Origin of the sequence: Vibrio sp. 1-Bac 57 (genome assembly GCF_037546855.1) — a bacterium.
GTDB lineage: Bacteria > Pseudomonadota > Gammaproteobacteria > Enterobacterales > Psychromonadaceae > Psychromonas.
In genome coordinates this window covers 1-14,606 of record NZ_JALAAC010000019.1, presented here as the reverse complement: position 1 = coordinate 14,606, position 14,606 = coordinate 1, and the positions used below count along the sequence as shown (strand labels likewise).

Here is a 14,606-nt window from a genome sequence, read left to right as displayed (position 1 = left end):
GACTAATTTTGGATGGTACCTATGGCGCAAACACCTCAATCACAGCTTAAAGAGCTGATCATTAAAGGTAAAGAGAATGGTTTCTTAACCTTCGCAGAAGTGAATGATCACCTTCCGCAAGATATCGTTGAGTCAGAGCAAATTGAAGATATCATTCAGATGATCAACGACATGGGTATCCGAGTTGTTGAAACTGCTCCTGATGCTGATGATCTTATTCTTTCTGGCACAGATAACGATGAACCGGATGAAGATGCGGTAGAAGCCGCAGCACAAGTATTAGCAACGGTTGAATCAGAAATTGGCCGTACTACCGACCCTGTTCGTATGTACATGCGCGAAATGGGTACAGTAGAACTACTGACACGTGAAGGCGAGATTGTTATCGCTAAACGTATCGAAGAAGGCATTAAAGAAGTACAGAACTCTGTTTCTGAATATCCAGCAACCATTCGTAACCTATTAGATAACTACGATAGCTATGAAGCAGAAGAAATGAAACTAACTGATTTAATCAGTGGTTTTATTGATCCAAATGATGATATGACACAAGCGGTTAGTGCAACCAATATCGGTTCTGAATTATCGGAAGCTGAATTAGATGACGATGCTGATGACAAAGAAGATGACGAAGAAGAGGAAGAAGGTCCTAAAGGCCCTTGTCCAGAAGAAGCGGCAGAAAAATTCACTGAACTACGTCGTTTAAACAACATCGTTGAAAAATCAATTACAAAAAATGGCCGTAAACATGCGGACACCTTAAGTGCGATTGAAGAACAAGCTGAATATTTCCAACAATTTAAACTCATTCCAAAACAGTTTGACCGTATGGTAAAACTGATACGTGGCAACATGAGTGCTGCACGTGTTCAAGAACGTTTAATATTAAAAATCTGTGTTGAACAGTGCAAAATGCCAAAAGCTGAATTCATTAAGATCTTCAAAGGTAATGAAACTAACAGTGCGTGGTTAGAGAAAGTACTCGCTGGCAATCAACCTTATGTTCAAGGTATTAAAGAGTCGGTAGAAGATTTAGAGCGTTGCATCCGTAAAATGCTAGCAATCGAAGTAGAAAGTGCACTAACCATCGCTAACTTGAAAGAAATTTCTCGTGCAATGAGCATTGGTGAAACTAAAGCGCGTCGTGCTAAGAAAGAAATGGTCGAAGCTAACTTACGTCTAGTTATCTCGATTGCTAAAAAATACACCAACCGTGGTTTACAGTTCTTAGATTTAATCCAAGAAGGTAATATCGGTCTAATGAAAGCCGTTGATAAATTTGAATACCGTCGTGGTTACAAGTTCTCAACTTATGCGACATGGTGGATCCGCCAAGCAATCACTCGTTCTATTGCTGACCAAGCGCGTACGATCCGTATTCCTGTACACATGATTGAAACGATTAACAAACTTAACCGTATTTCGCGTCAAATGTTACAAGAGATGGGCCGTGAACCACAGCCAGAAGAGCTAGCTGAACGCATGATGATGCCTGAAGATAAAATTCGTAAGGTATTAAAAATTGCTAAAGAGCCAATCTCAATGGAAACCCCAATTGGTGATGATGAAGATTCACACCTAGGTGACTTCATTGAAGATACAACGATTGCACTACCTGTTGATAGCGCAACTAGCGAAAGCCTTAAAAATGCAACTAACGATGTATTAGAAGGGTTAACCGCTCGTGAAGCTAAAGTACTGCGTATGCGTTTTGGTATTGATATGAATACAGACCACACGTTAGAAGAAGTAGGTAAACAGTTTGATGTAACACGTGAACGTATTCGTCAGATTGAAGCTAAAGCACTTCGTAAGCTTCGTCACCCTAGCCGAAGTGAACAACTTCGTAGCTTCTTAGACGAGTAAATACTAGGTCAAGGTCAGATAGTTCTGTTTTCTTATATAAATCTGACCTTTAACGCTGATAAAATAAGCAATCAAACGTAATAGACTAGACACGTAAAAATCTAGCTTATATAATCAGCCCACAAATTTAGGCCCTTTAGCTCAGTTGGTTAGAGCATACGACTCATAATCGTCAGGTCCCCCGTTCGAGTCGGGGAAGGGCCACCACATTTTAAAAGCCGTAATAGATTAATTTCTTTTACGGCTTTTTTGTGCCTGTCTCAACGGTCCAGTAACAAAAATCACTTCAGGTATAGATTAACTCTTTGATATTCACTCTGAAGGAGTTAGTCACTATGAAGATATCTACAGCATAAGAACTCAAGCTCGTCATTTGATAAAGTTGCAACGAATGGAATGGGTTCACTTGCTGATTTAATCGACACAACACCAAACAATCCTCTTACGCTACCTGATAAAGGGTTTTATTCACTTGAGTTATTGAATTAATGACAAAGCAATGGTTCGAGCGTCATTAACAGCCCCTCTGAAAAAAGAAAGTAGTTTGAGGTCACTCGCAAGGTGATCGCTCGAGCTCAAATTATTCGCTTAAAAAGCTCGAAAAAAATAAAATTAGCTTTCAACAACGATTGATGTTCGCTTGGTAAACGCACCATAAAAGGTATGCAGATAAAAGAAGCAAAAAAATACCAGTCAGTTATTAACTGACTGGCATTAGATTAAAAGTACATTTTTTACTTGCTACCATTCATATCTAACGGCCTACTGCTTTATCTATTTATATTGTTCTATTTATATTGTTTAATTAGGCTATTTTTTCGCGATAACCCATATAGCATGGACAATACCGGGAATGTAGCCAAGTATTGTCAGTAATATGTTAAGGACAAGAGTCCATGAAAATCCGACTTGTAAAAATACACCTACTGGCGGTAGTAAAATAGCGAAAATAATACGAATAATATCCATGATTTAATCCTTAAAATTATTTAATCCAATAAAATGGGTAAGTATTCAAATACTGACCTTGTTCAATAATTATTGAGCAAACATCACGCCATTATTTAAGCCAAACAAAACACAAGCATAAAGCATTGATTTTAAATGACTTAAATTAACTTTTAGAATAAAATAATGATAAGGGGAAATAATTGAAGATTTCAAACAAGAAAATAATTCTCGGTAGTTGTAAAATTTACTTATCTACTTATAGAAAATGTTAGAGCACTTAAAACTCATTCTTCAAAGTATTTAAGTTAGAACTATTCGATATGCCACGAAGATAATATTTTCAGAAACACTAAGGGGTTAAAAAGGACTGATATTGAATGATGTTAGCATTAAGGAAAACCAACTTATCTCCCACAATATAACCAGTAGCACACTTCTTCTATCACTGTTGCTATCACTGTAATTAATGGGAGTTAAAAGCTAAACTTTTACAATTTGATTTCTTCCATTGTCTTTGGCTTTATAAAGCGCATTATCTGCGCGTTTAAACCACTCTGTAAAGCTTTCACCTTCTCTATAGGTTGACATGCCAGCACTGAAAGTAACTTGAGGAGCAGGACTAAAATCCATCGTAGCTACCCTTTCACGCATCTCTTCCATGTGATCATAGACCTTCTCTGAAGTAGAGGCCGATAATAACACTACAAACTCTTCGCCGCCCCATCGACAGATAAGATCCTCTTTACGCATACTTGTGGTCAATTCATTAGCTAAGCGACACAGAACCTTATCTCCGGTGTCATGACCATATTTGTCATTAATATTTTTAAAGTGATCAAGGTCGAGGATTGCTAATGCGATGCTTACATGATGCCTCTTAGCGCGCGAAAGCTCTTTTTCAACTAATGCATTAAAAGCGCGGCGATTATATAAATTCGTTAATGAATCTTTAGAAACTAGCACTTCAAGTTTATTATTCTGCTCACTGAGCAAGTTATTTTTGGATGAGATCTCTTTGGTTCGTTCACGAACTATTTCTTCTAGCTGAGTAGTATGAAGATGAATTTTTTGAAGGCTGCGATGAAACGCTTTAGAAAGTGCGCCAATTTCATCTTTAGAATGAATAATACGTATAAAATTGCTTTTAGCAGTTACCGACGCTTTTACATCTTTAGTTAGCCTCACTATAGGCCCTGTCACCTTGTTTGATAATTGGCTTATGATAAACAAAAAAGCGATCATTAGGATAATTGAGATAGTTAATACGCTGTATACAATACTGTATATGCCTCGAAAAATTTCAACTTCTTGAGTGGTTACAAACAAATTCCACCCGGGTAAATATTTAATTTTAGAAAAAGTAACTATTTTAGACTCTTGTAATTGTGTATCGTAATAACGCCCATAACCATTGTTTTGTAATTTGGTTTGCCTTGTTATTTTATAAAACCCAGGGAAATCAACGGTATTCTCAGTTGAAAGACGAGCGTTCATTACTACACTAGGAGCGGGATGCGCAACCACTAGATCATTAGAATCTGCTAACCACGCATAACTACCATTTGCTAATTTGATTGATGATAATTTATCAATAATAGTTTTTAGTGGCACAGCTACGGCGAGTGTTCCTTGCCATTCATCCTGGTCATTTAACACTGGTACGGCAACGATTATCACTGGTTTTTTTTCAAATAACGTGTCCGAAGGCACGGTGATGTTATAGGGTTTATTTTGCCACTCTTCACCTTTCAAAAACAAAGGGTTTGTCACTTTATTTTTATTGCCTGAAGCATCAACTAAGTTTAAATTTTGATCCACGTAAATAGCATTAACAAAGTTACGATTACCTACTTTCATCAGACGTTGCAGTATTTGCTTGATTTTATCAGGGTCATTTTTTTTAAGTTGCGAGTCGTCACTTTGCATTTTTAACATCGCAATATATTGAGCAAATTCTTGGCTCAATATATTGGCATGCATATTTGAGATTTCACTGGATTTCTCTAGTTCTAAATTCAGTACATTCTCTCGTTGATTGATAAAAATAGTCACTAACAATAACGCAGTGAAACAAATCATCACTAATGAAAACAGAGTAATCATTTTGGCTTTTATACTATAAAACATAATCACCTTAGGTGAGGTTATTAAAGGTGATTACAACATCAACCTTAAAGACGGGTAACAATTATCATTTGTAATACTATACAAAGAAAAAGCAGATAACTATTTCAATCTAAAAACTAATAATATACGAACTCAACATTTATTATGATAAATATTAAACTGATAAGGTAGTAATAATGTGAATTTTTATAATGTACGATTGAAACTTTGTATTCAAATCGTACAATTCACTTTTTTAAATGTTGTAACGCACAAGTTACATACTTGCAACAATAAGTATTATATTAACATTTTATGTAAATATAATTAGATTTAGTCAATAAACTTTATAAAAAATTCACTTTTATAAAGAAATATTCCAATCTTTTTTACAACCTAATATTCTATCGAATTGATATCAGTAATTTTATAATCAATCCTAAAACTAATTCAGTAAGTAATACCGTCAGCGTTAAAGCTAAACATACTCACTCGAATATCTTTTTCTATTATTGAATTCAAGTAATAGCAAAACTCCCCTAGTAAATCAGAATATTTACTTTAAGCTAATCGTTAATTAAATAAGCAATAGATAGGACAACACATGAGTGATTTATCTCCATCACGTATTACTGAAATATTAAAACTCGACCAGCAACAACGCTTTCAATATTTATGTAAAGAAGTAAACAAGCAACAACAAATTTGGTTATTAATAGATGAACATGGTTGCGTTATGCTCAACACAGAAGATGAAGACTGTGTTCCGGTATGGCCAAATAAGGAGTTTGCTGAGGACTGGGCGACAGAAGAATGGTCTCATTGTAAGGCTGAAGCGATTAGCTTGAATAAGTGGCGTGAACGTTGGACACCAGGCTTAGAAGATGATGAACTATCGATTGTTGTTTTCCCAGACAAAGATCTAAAAGGGTTAATTTTCTTCCCTGATGAATTTGAACATGAACTTAACCTTAAAAGTAAAAAATAAAAAATAAAAAATTAACAAGTGTATTAATTATTAATGTGTTGCTGAGTTGATGACAGTTTCAATTGCGCTTTATCAAAAGTACACTGAAGAAAACTGATACCCGTTACTATGCTTTATAGAAAATATGGTTAAAGCAGGCATAAATGATAAGTCGAATGAGAGCAAGATGAACCGAACAATAAACACCTTAAAACATTTACTACCCATTAAATGGTTACTATTAGCTTGCTTCTCATTCTCTTCTAGTTTGTCTGCACACCCGCACGCATGGGTAGATACAAACACAGCGATTGGAAGTGACAAAACACATATTACCGCCTTACACATGACTTGGACTTTTGATGCAGAAACATCAGACTATATGTTACAGGGTGAAGATATTAGCCCTGAACATATCGATAATACATTACAGTTATTAGCTACCAGCGTAACCAATAACATGTATAACGAACATTATTTTACCTATTTCTATGTTGGTAATACGCCGATTAAGTTTAAGGCAGCACGTTATCCTCAGCTAATACGATATCAAGACAAGTTAGTGCTAACCTTTGATATTCCCTTATCTGAGCCTATCGCGTTTAATAATAAAGACTTTAAACTGTTTATTTACGATTCAACTTATTTTGTTGATATGTCATGGCTTGAGGCAAAAGATATTCAACTCACCGAAGACATCAATAAGCACTGTAAATATAAATTACTTGAGCCTACAGCCTCAGATGCACAACGTGCTTATACTTTATCCTTAGCAGATGACGTAGCGCCCAATAATGCACTCGGACAACTCTTTTCTCAGCAGTTCCAGTTACACTGCGACTAATGAATATATGGAGGGGTAGCAAATCCCCTTTCTCTCCCATTTACAGATTTTTCTACCATTAGGAAGTAACTATGCTTTCAATTTTTGATATTTATAAAATAGGTATTGGGCCGTCGAGCTCACATACCAGTGGCCCTATGCTAGCCGCTTATCTGTTTGCCACTGCTAACCAAGAAAATATAGAACGTATTACCAGTATTAAAATTGAACTGTATGGTTCTTTGTCGTTAACGGGCAAGGGGCACCATACAGATAGAGCTATCATGTTAGGTTTAATGGGCTTTAAACCAGATACAGTAAAAACCAATACTGCCAATAAATTATTAAAGGAAATTGCAGAAACAAACATGCTGCCGTTTTTAAATACACAGAGCATTGCATTTAATCCAGAGATTGATATTGAGTTTAAACGTGAAAGCTTGCCATTGCATGAAAATGGAATGCGTTTGATGGCTTATGAGCAAGATAAACAAATCGATTCTCACACTTATTACTCAACCGGTGGCGGGTTTATCAGCACAGAAGAGCAATTATTAAACCCCGTTAAAACACCTAAAAATAGCGTACCTTACCCTTTTAATTCAGCAGAAAGCTTACTCAACCAAGCAGACCGAAATGGATTAAGCATTGGTGGCTTAGTATTAAAGAATGAACTTAGTTTTTGCAGTGAGCAACAACTCGATGAAACGGCTGAGAAGATATGGAAAGTGATCTCACTATGTCTGGAGCGAGGCCTGAAAACAGAAGGCATCCTAGAAGGTGGTTTACAGGTTGTGCGCCGAGCACCCGCTTTATTAAAAACACTACAATCTAGTGAAGGGATTGATAACGACCCAATGAGTATTTTAGATTGGGTTAACCTGTATGCCTTTGCGGTTAGTGAAGAAAATGCAGCTGGCGGGCAAGTGGTCACATCCCCGACCAATGGTGCAGCAGGAGTTATCCCTTCAGTGTTAATGTATTACAACAAATACATACGTGAAATTGATACAGCGAAACTAAAAGACTTTTTAGCCGTATCAGCAGCGATTGGAATGCTATATAAAATGAATGCTTCTATTTCAGGGGCAGAAGTAGGTTGCCAAGGTGAAATTGGCGTTTCATCATCAATGGCAGCAGCAGGTTTAACAGCAATTCGAGGCGGTAGTAATGAGCAAATTTGTATTGCCGCTGAAATAGCAATGGAGCATTCACTAGGTATGACCTGTGACCCGATCGGTGGACTAGTACAAATCCCCTGTATAGAGCGTAATGCAATGGGTGCAATGAAAGCGATTAATGCCTCTAGAATGGCCTTAAAACGTAATAGTAAATCACTCATTTCGTTAGATAAAGTGATCGCTACTATGTTTCAAACTGGTAAAGATATGAATAAAAAATACCGTGAAACATCACAGGGTGGATTGGCTGTGATTCACCTAGCGCCGCCTTGCGAATAAGTTATTATCTATTAACTGACACTGATTTCTTTTCTGTTAACCGACATTAGCTAATGAATAACAACCTCTTACAATTAAGAGGTTGTTATTACCTAGAAGTCGTTATAAGCCAATCAACACACTTTTCACTCCATACATGTTTTATTTAAAAAATGGTTTTATTTAATAAATGGCTTTATTCAATACATCGCTATATTAGTTTATTTTTAATAACTCAACATCAAAAATCAATAATGACCCGGGGGTGATTTTACCTGCACTGCGATTGCCATAAGCAAGCTTACTCGGGATGAAGAAACGGAATTTATCCCCTTCCACCATCAATTGAACACCTTCCGTCCAACCTGGAATAACTTGATGCAAACCAAAAGAAATAGGCTCACCACGGTCTACTGAGCTGTCAAAAACCGTACCGTCAAGCAATGTGCCATGATAATGAACTTGTACGTTACTTTTTGCGGTTGGGTGTACTGTCCCTTCGCCTTTTTCTAATATCTCATATTGCAGACCGGAATCCGTCACCATCACCCCTTCTTTAGTTGCATTTTCAGTTAAAAACACCTCTCCTTTAGCAATATTTTCTGGCGCATTTTTACCTGCGTTCATAGATTGAAAAATAAAAAATGCGACGACTAGAATTAACGCAATAAGAATAAATTTAATCATACTAACTTCCTGAATTTGTAAAAATATAAAATGAAGTACTGACTGTACTAAATTTTACTGGTTTATTTAACTCTAATTTAAGATACACGCACAATACCGGTCACAGATACCGCTCTAATCATAGCAACCATAAAAAAACAGGGCATGGAGCTTAGCTGAAAGCTTATTATGCGGCAGTTCAGTAATGAGACATAAAAGGGAAAAGGACCGCTGAAAATAAACAGACAGTGGATAATAGATAGAGAATGAATAAGCTCTAAACAGTCATGAATATCGGAAAGCAGTGAGAAAACTAATTTTCTCACTGCTTTATTACGTTAATTTTTCAACGCATCAAGCATTTAACTTAATAGAGAGTCGAAATAATACGTTTAATTTCTGCTCTTTGTTGTTTCCATTGCATTCAATCTTAGCTCTTCATTAAGTTGTTTTTCTACGTAACCCGGTGAATGTGTATTACCGGAGATTAAACGGTACATAGCTGGAATAACAAACAAGGTCACCATGGTCGCAAACGCCATTCCAAAAAACACCACAGTACCCACAGCGATTCTGCTCTCAGAGCCTGCACCAGAAGATATAATGAGTGGAATTGAACCCGCCAGCGTAGTGAACGCAGTCATCAAAATAGGTCGTAAACGACGTGCAGAGGCATCAATGATCGCAACTTCTAGCGCAGCGCCTCTATCACGTAATTGATTAGCAAATTCAACAATCAAAATACCATTTTTTGTTACCATACCAATCAACATGATCATGCCAATTTGACTGTAGATATTTAATCCCTGACTCATCACAACCATACCAATAAAGCCACCCAACACCCCCATCGGTACGGTTAACATGACCACTAAGGGGTTGATAAAGCTTTCAAATTGAGCAGCTAGCACTAAATAGGCCACCAATAAAGCAAGTCCAAATACAATTAACACGCTACTACGGTTTTCTTTGTATTCTTTCGACTCACCATTATACGAGACTGAAATGTCACTTGGCAGTAACTCTATTGCTTTTGCGTCCAGGTAATCTAATACTTGCCCCAAAGACTTCCCTTCTGCGGCACTTCCGCCTAAGGTAATTGATTTTTGTTTATTGTAATGAGACAAACGGTTGGCGGAAGCCACCTCTTCGATATCAGCAATAGTATCTAAAGTGATCAATTCACCACGATTGGTGCGCATATAAATCTGACTTAAATCACTGACATTATTGAAGCTGTTTTCATCACCGCGTAAATAAACATCATATTCTTCACCGCGATCGATATAAGTGGTTTCACTACGACCTCCGAGCATCACTTCTAAGGTTTGAGATAGTTCATCCAAACTCACTCCTAATTCCGCCGCTCTTTGTTTGTCTAAGGTCACCACTAATTCAGGTGTTTTTTCTGAATAATCTAAATCACCATTAATGAGTATGCCATCTGCTTCAGCATGTTGCCTTAATAGCTCGGCATACTTGGCTAGCTCAGGGTAATCGGAACCACCAAGTACAAACTCAACTTGGTCACCAGAACCTCCTCTGAAACCTGGTAATAATGGACGCACTTTAATATCAGGTAGATTTTTTAATGCTTTATTAACCAAACCAAGCGCTTGATTGGCCGATACACTTCGCTCATTCCAGTCTTCTAAAATCATAATAACGAAACCGGTTTGGTCCCCCGCGTTACCACCAAATGCCGGCGCTTGAGTACTAAAAGACTTGATCACACCTTGACCTAGTAGTGGCATCAAACGTGCTTGTACTAAATCCATATTAGCCGACATACGGTTAAAACTAGTGCCTTCGGCTCCTTTCACAAAAGCGAAGATCACCCCTCTATCTTCCTTAGGTGCTAATTGTGAAGGAATTTGTTGCATTAAAAAGTAACTCCCCGCAATACAAGCCAAAATAACTAAGGGGGCCGCTAAACGTAATTTCATTGCATAGACTAAACCACCACGATAAACACTTTCTAAGCGTGAAAACTGTTTATCCACCCAACGGTTAAAACGGTTTTGTTGTTGATGCTCTTTTAACATTTTACTCGCTAATACGGGCGTTAATGTTAAGGCAATAAAGGATGAGAAAATAACCGACATGGCGAGTAATACTGAAAACTCAGTAAATAATAGTCCTACCATGCCGTCCATAAAGGAGATAGGTAAAAAAACCATCACCAACACCATAGTGGTCGCGATAACAGCAAAACCAACTTCTCTGGCGCCCTTATAAGCAGCCATCAAGGGTTTTTCCCCTTTTTCAAGGTGGTGGAAAATATTCTCAACCACCACGATCGCATCATCAACCACCAGCCCTATCGATAAAATTAGCGCCATTAAGGTAATTAAATTGATGGAGAATCCGAAATAATAGGCTGCAATAAAAGCGGAAATTAACGATACAGGTACTGTAATGGCAGGAATGATGGTGGCCCTTGCTTGACCAATAAAAATATACAAGACCAAGATCACCAGCCCACCAGTGATCATTAAGGTGTTATAAACCTCTTCAATAGAACGCTCGATAAATACAGTCGAATCATAATCCACTAACAAGGTCGTATTTTCAGGTAAAAACTGTTGAATATTATCCACTTCTTTGCGCACAGCAGCAGCAACTTGTAATGGGTTAGCATCGGATTGGGCAACAATACCTAAGCTTAGATTAACCACTCCATTACTTTTGAAGGCAGAGTTTTCATTTTCAGCTCCTACATAGACTTTTGCGACATCTTTTAAATAAATAGGAGTCCCATCATTGGCAGTCCGAACCACTAAATAATCAAAATCTTGAGGTTCCGCATATAAGCGTGCTGTTCTAACTGACATCACCGTGGTGTCATTGCGTACTTCACCTCCAGGATTTTCAACATTTTCGGTTTGTAATGCATTAACAATGTCATTTGTGGTCACAGATCGGCCAGCCATCATGTCTGGATATAACTTCACATACATGACCTTGTATAAGCCACCCGATAAATCCACTGAACTCACACCGCTGATCAAACTAAATCGGTCTACCAAAATACGATCTGCATAATCGGTAAGTTGAGTCCTATCCATGGTTGTCGAATTGAGATTAATATAAAGGGAAGGCTCACCTGAACCGTTGTTTTTAGAAACAATAGGTTCATCGGCTTCATCGGGTAAACTTCGTTCTGCTTTAGCTACTGCATCACGAATATCGCTAACGCCTTCGGTTAAGTCCCAACCTAAATCAAATGTCACCGTGATACGTGACATACCATTTCGAGTAACTGACTCAATGTCATCAATACCGCTAATACCTGTGATTTGATCTTCAATAACAGCAGTAACCTGACTCTCCATGATGGTTGCACTTGCTCCTTCATAACGAGTCATGACCGATACAACCGGGCTTTCTATATCCGGCATTTCACGAACAGATAGCTTATTAAAAGAAACTGCACCAAATACACACAACAATAAGCTTAATACTATTGCCATTACCGGCCGTTTTACCGACACATCTGATAGCCACATTATTTACGGTCCTTGTCAGTCTTTGCTTTCGCATTAACATCTGCTGCTGAACCTTCTTTACCTAAATCATTGATGACTAGACCATCACGCATATTCACCAAACCTTGCACGACAATACGCTCTCCAATTTCCAAACCTGATTCAATTAAAGCTTGGTCACCGATACGCGCACCGAGGGTCACCTCTCTACGTTGTACTTTATTATCATCACCAATCACATACACAAAGCGTTTAGTACCTGAGTACTCCAGCGATTGCACTTCAATAATAGGCTCATTAACAGCGGCAAACACCAGCTGAGACTTCATCATCATACCGGGCTTTAATTGTTGACTTTTATTATCGAAAAGCAAACGAACACGTAGGTTCAAGGTGTCAGGATTGATACGCGAATCAACAGCGGCTACTTTACCTATAAACGAAGTATCGGACCACGCACGGCTAATAGCTGAAACATCCATACCAATTTCGACCATAGATAAATAACGCTCAGGGACAGGTAAATCTAAAGTCATTTCAGAGAGGTCATCTAAGGTCAGTAACGTTTCACCTATGGCTACGGTTTTACCTTCACTAAAGTCCAGTAAACCGATGGTGCCAGCGAAAGGGGCAACAAGACGGTGATTATCAACAAAAACTTGTGCTGCAAGTAAACGCGCTTTAGCAATTGCAACTACCGAGGCTTGTCCATCAAATTCTGTTTGTGTGACGGCCTGCTTTTTTATTAAACGCTGAAAATCTTTTAGCTTCCTTTGTTCATCTCGTAAATAAGCCCTAGCTTCAGCCAATAAAGCTTTTGCTTTAGCATCATCTAATTGAATAAGTAGTTGCCCTTTTTTTACTGTTTGGTTTGCTTCTACCGCTATCCGCGTGACTTTGGCTGTCACTTCTGAGGCAATGCTAACAAATTGTTCGGCTTGTAACTTACCGATCAGGGTTAAGGATTGAGCAACTTCATGCATCGCAACCACATCACTATGAACAGGTACAGCGGGTGCTGGACCACGAGCAGAAGCTAAACTGCTAACGACACTCAATAATAGCCCCGCAAAAATAAAAACCTTCTTTGATTTATTCATTATTTGATCTTCTAATAGATATGGTTCGAGTAACAAGAAAAAGACAATAGCATTCAACTATTGCTTCTATCATAAAGTAAAAAAAGGCAAAGATTGTGAAGAAAATGTGGAGATATGCTAAAAAAGAGAGAAAATAAATACGCTAAATGCTTAAAAAGCATGAAAATAAAAATAATTTATCGCAAAAATCAAATTAACTCACAGTAAGTAAGATTCAGGCATGGCTATAATAGAAACAATTATCTTTATCGACAATACGAACAAGACAAGTCATTAGGAGTAGTAGTTTATGGTTACTGTATTATTTCGTTGGGAAATAAATCCAGCACATGAAAAAGTATTTAAAGAAGGTTGGACAGAGTTAGTACAACGAAATATTGAAAAATACGGTGCTCTAGGCTCTCGTTTACATAAAACTAAAGATAATCAATGGGTTTCTTACAGTCAGTGGATAAGTGAAGAGCATTATTTGAAAGCACAAGGGTTGGAAGACAAACATGAAGGTGCGCGAGTTAAAATGCTAACTGCAATCATTAGCTCTGCTCAACCATTAGTATTAGTGCCTGTATTAGATCATTTAATCGGCACAAAAATTTAAACATTTATTCATCGTATCGAATATAAACCAAAACCTTAAACTAAAAAAAACAAGCAACTACAACGTTTTTATTACAGTCTAACAAGTATCCCTGTAAATATTTCTGTGTAGTTGCTTGTTTTAAAAGAAAAAATAATACCCTGTAAATAATTCAATATTAAATAACAGTTAATACTTTTTCCATTGTCAGTCTTGATTTAGCCAATTTCGCATTATAATCCTCAGATGGATGATGGTAACCAATTGCTAATGCAACGTCACATTCATATCCACCTAGCTCATCAGCAAAAATTTCACCTATTAGTTGGCTATCGACACCTTCCATCGGAGTTGAATCTACTTTTAAACGCGCTAACGTATGCATTGCATTACCTAATGCAATATAAGTTTGAGATTTAGTCCAGCTTGCATTACGACCTTGCTCATCAGTATTCATATCAGCAAAAGCGTAACCGCCGAATGCTTTTTCTTTATCTTCTAATTTAGTGCGATTATCAACGATACCTTGGTCGACTACTTTTTCATAATCAGCACGCGTGTAAGCTGGGTTATGTGCAAATAAGATAATATGTGAACAAGCAAAAACATGCGGTTGATTAAAT

The 14,606-nt window shown here is 37.5% G+C and carries 11 protein-coding genes and 1 tRNA gene; 6 read left to right on the top strand and 6 right to left on the bottom strand.

Annotation, left to right across the window (positions count from 1 at the left end; translation table 11 throughout):
- Positions 1 to 21: 21 nt before the first annotated feature.
- Both rpoD and MT391_RS12990 read left to right on the top strand, forming a co-directional pair.
- Positions 22 to 1,866: an RNA polymerase sigma factor RpoD gene (rpoD, locus tag MT391_RS12995; RefSeq protein ID WP_205963082.1), complete on the top strand. Its 1,845-nt coding sequence runs from the start codon at positions 22 to 24 to the stop codon at positions 1,864 to 1,866.
- Positions 1,867 to 1,996: 130 nt separating this feature from the next.
- Positions 1,997 to 2,073 (top strand) — tRNA-Ile (locus MT391_RS12990).
- Between the two features lie 603 nt (positions 2,074 to 2,676).
- Here the strand turns inward: MT391_RS12990 and MT391_RS12985 are convergent.
- Both MT391_RS12985 and MT391_RS12980 read right to left on the bottom strand, forming a co-directional pair.
- Positions 2,677 to 2,835, bottom strand: coding sequence for a YqaE/Pmp3 family membrane protein (locus tag MT391_RS12985; protein WP_166372339.1), 159 nt, complete (start codon positions 2,833 to 2,835; stop codon positions 2,677 to 2,679).
- A gap of 462 nt (positions 2,836 to 3,297) precedes the next feature.
- Positions 3,298 to 4,944, bottom strand: coding sequence for a sensor domain-containing diguanylate cyclase (locus MT391_RS12980; protein WP_499498416.1), 1,647 nt, complete (start codon positions 4,942 to 4,944; stop codon positions 3,298 to 3,300).
- Between the two features lie 583 nt (positions 4,945 to 5,527).
- Here MT391_RS12980 and MT391_RS12975 point away from each other — a divergent pair.
- The 3 genes from MT391_RS12975 (at position 5,528) to MT391_RS12965 (ending at position 8,173) form a co-directional block, all read left to right on the top strand.
- The gene (locus MT391_RS12975; protein ID WP_499498414.1) at positions 5,528 to 5,911 is read left to right on the top strand and encodes a DUF2750 domain-containing protein; all 384 of its coding nucleotides are present in this window, start codon (positions 5,528 to 5,530) and stop codon (positions 5,909 to 5,911) included.
- Between the two features lie 166 nt (positions 5,912 to 6,077).
- Complete coding sequence (locus MT391_RS12970; protein ID WP_499498412.1) at positions 6,078 to 6,734, top strand: DUF1007 family protein; 657 nt, start codon at positions 6,078 to 6,080, stop codon at positions 6,732 to 6,734.
- 71 nt (positions 6,735 to 6,805) lie between these two features.
- Complete coding sequence (locus MT391_RS12965) at positions 6,806 to 8,173, top strand: L-serine ammonia-lyase (protein ID WP_166372335.1); 1,368 nt, start codon at positions 6,806 to 6,808, stop codon at positions 8,171 to 8,173.
- Positions 8,174 to 8,368: 195 nt separating this feature from the next.
- Here MT391_RS12965 and bamJ read toward each other — a convergent pair whose 3' ends face one another.
- The 3 genes from bamJ to MT391_RS12950 form a co-directional block, all read right to left on the bottom strand.
- Complete coding sequence (gene bamJ, locus MT391_RS12960) at positions 8,369 to 8,839, bottom strand: BamJ family beta-barrel-assembly machinery protein (RefSeq protein ID WP_499440819.1); 471 nt, start codon at positions 8,837 to 8,839, stop codon at positions 8,369 to 8,371.
- Between the two features lie 371 nt (positions 8,840 to 9,210).
- Positions 9,211 to 12,327, bottom strand: a complete 3,117-nt coding sequence (locus tag MT391_RS12955) for a multidrug efflux RND transporter permease subunit (RefSeq protein ID WP_499498410.1) — start codon at positions 12,325 to 12,327, stop codon at positions 9,211 to 9,213.
- Positions 12,327 to 13,406 (bottom strand): efflux RND transporter periplasmic adaptor subunit, encoded by a 1,080-nt coding sequence (locus MT391_RS12950; protein ID WP_499440821.1) that lies wholly within the window; start codon positions 13,404 to 13,406, stop codon positions 12,327 to 12,329. The genes MT391_RS12955 and MT391_RS12950 overlap by 1 nt, the downstream gene beginning before the upstream one ends.
- 289 nt (positions 13,407 to 13,695) lie before the next feature.
- On the opposite strand from MT391_RS12950, the gene MT391_RS12945 reads away from it, so the two are divergent.
- Entirely contained in the window at positions 13,696 to 14,004 is a 309-nt protein-coding gene (locus MT391_RS12945; RefSeq protein WP_166372331.1) for an antibiotic biosynthesis monooxygenase family protein, read from the top strand.
- A 157-nt stretch (positions 14,005 to 14,161) separates the two neighbouring features.
- Here the strand turns inward: MT391_RS12945 and MT391_RS12940 are convergent.
- Positions 14,162 to 14,606: nitroreductase family protein (locus tag MT391_RS12940; RefSeq protein WP_499498408.1), on the bottom strand; the 445-nt coding region annotated here is incomplete at its 5' end.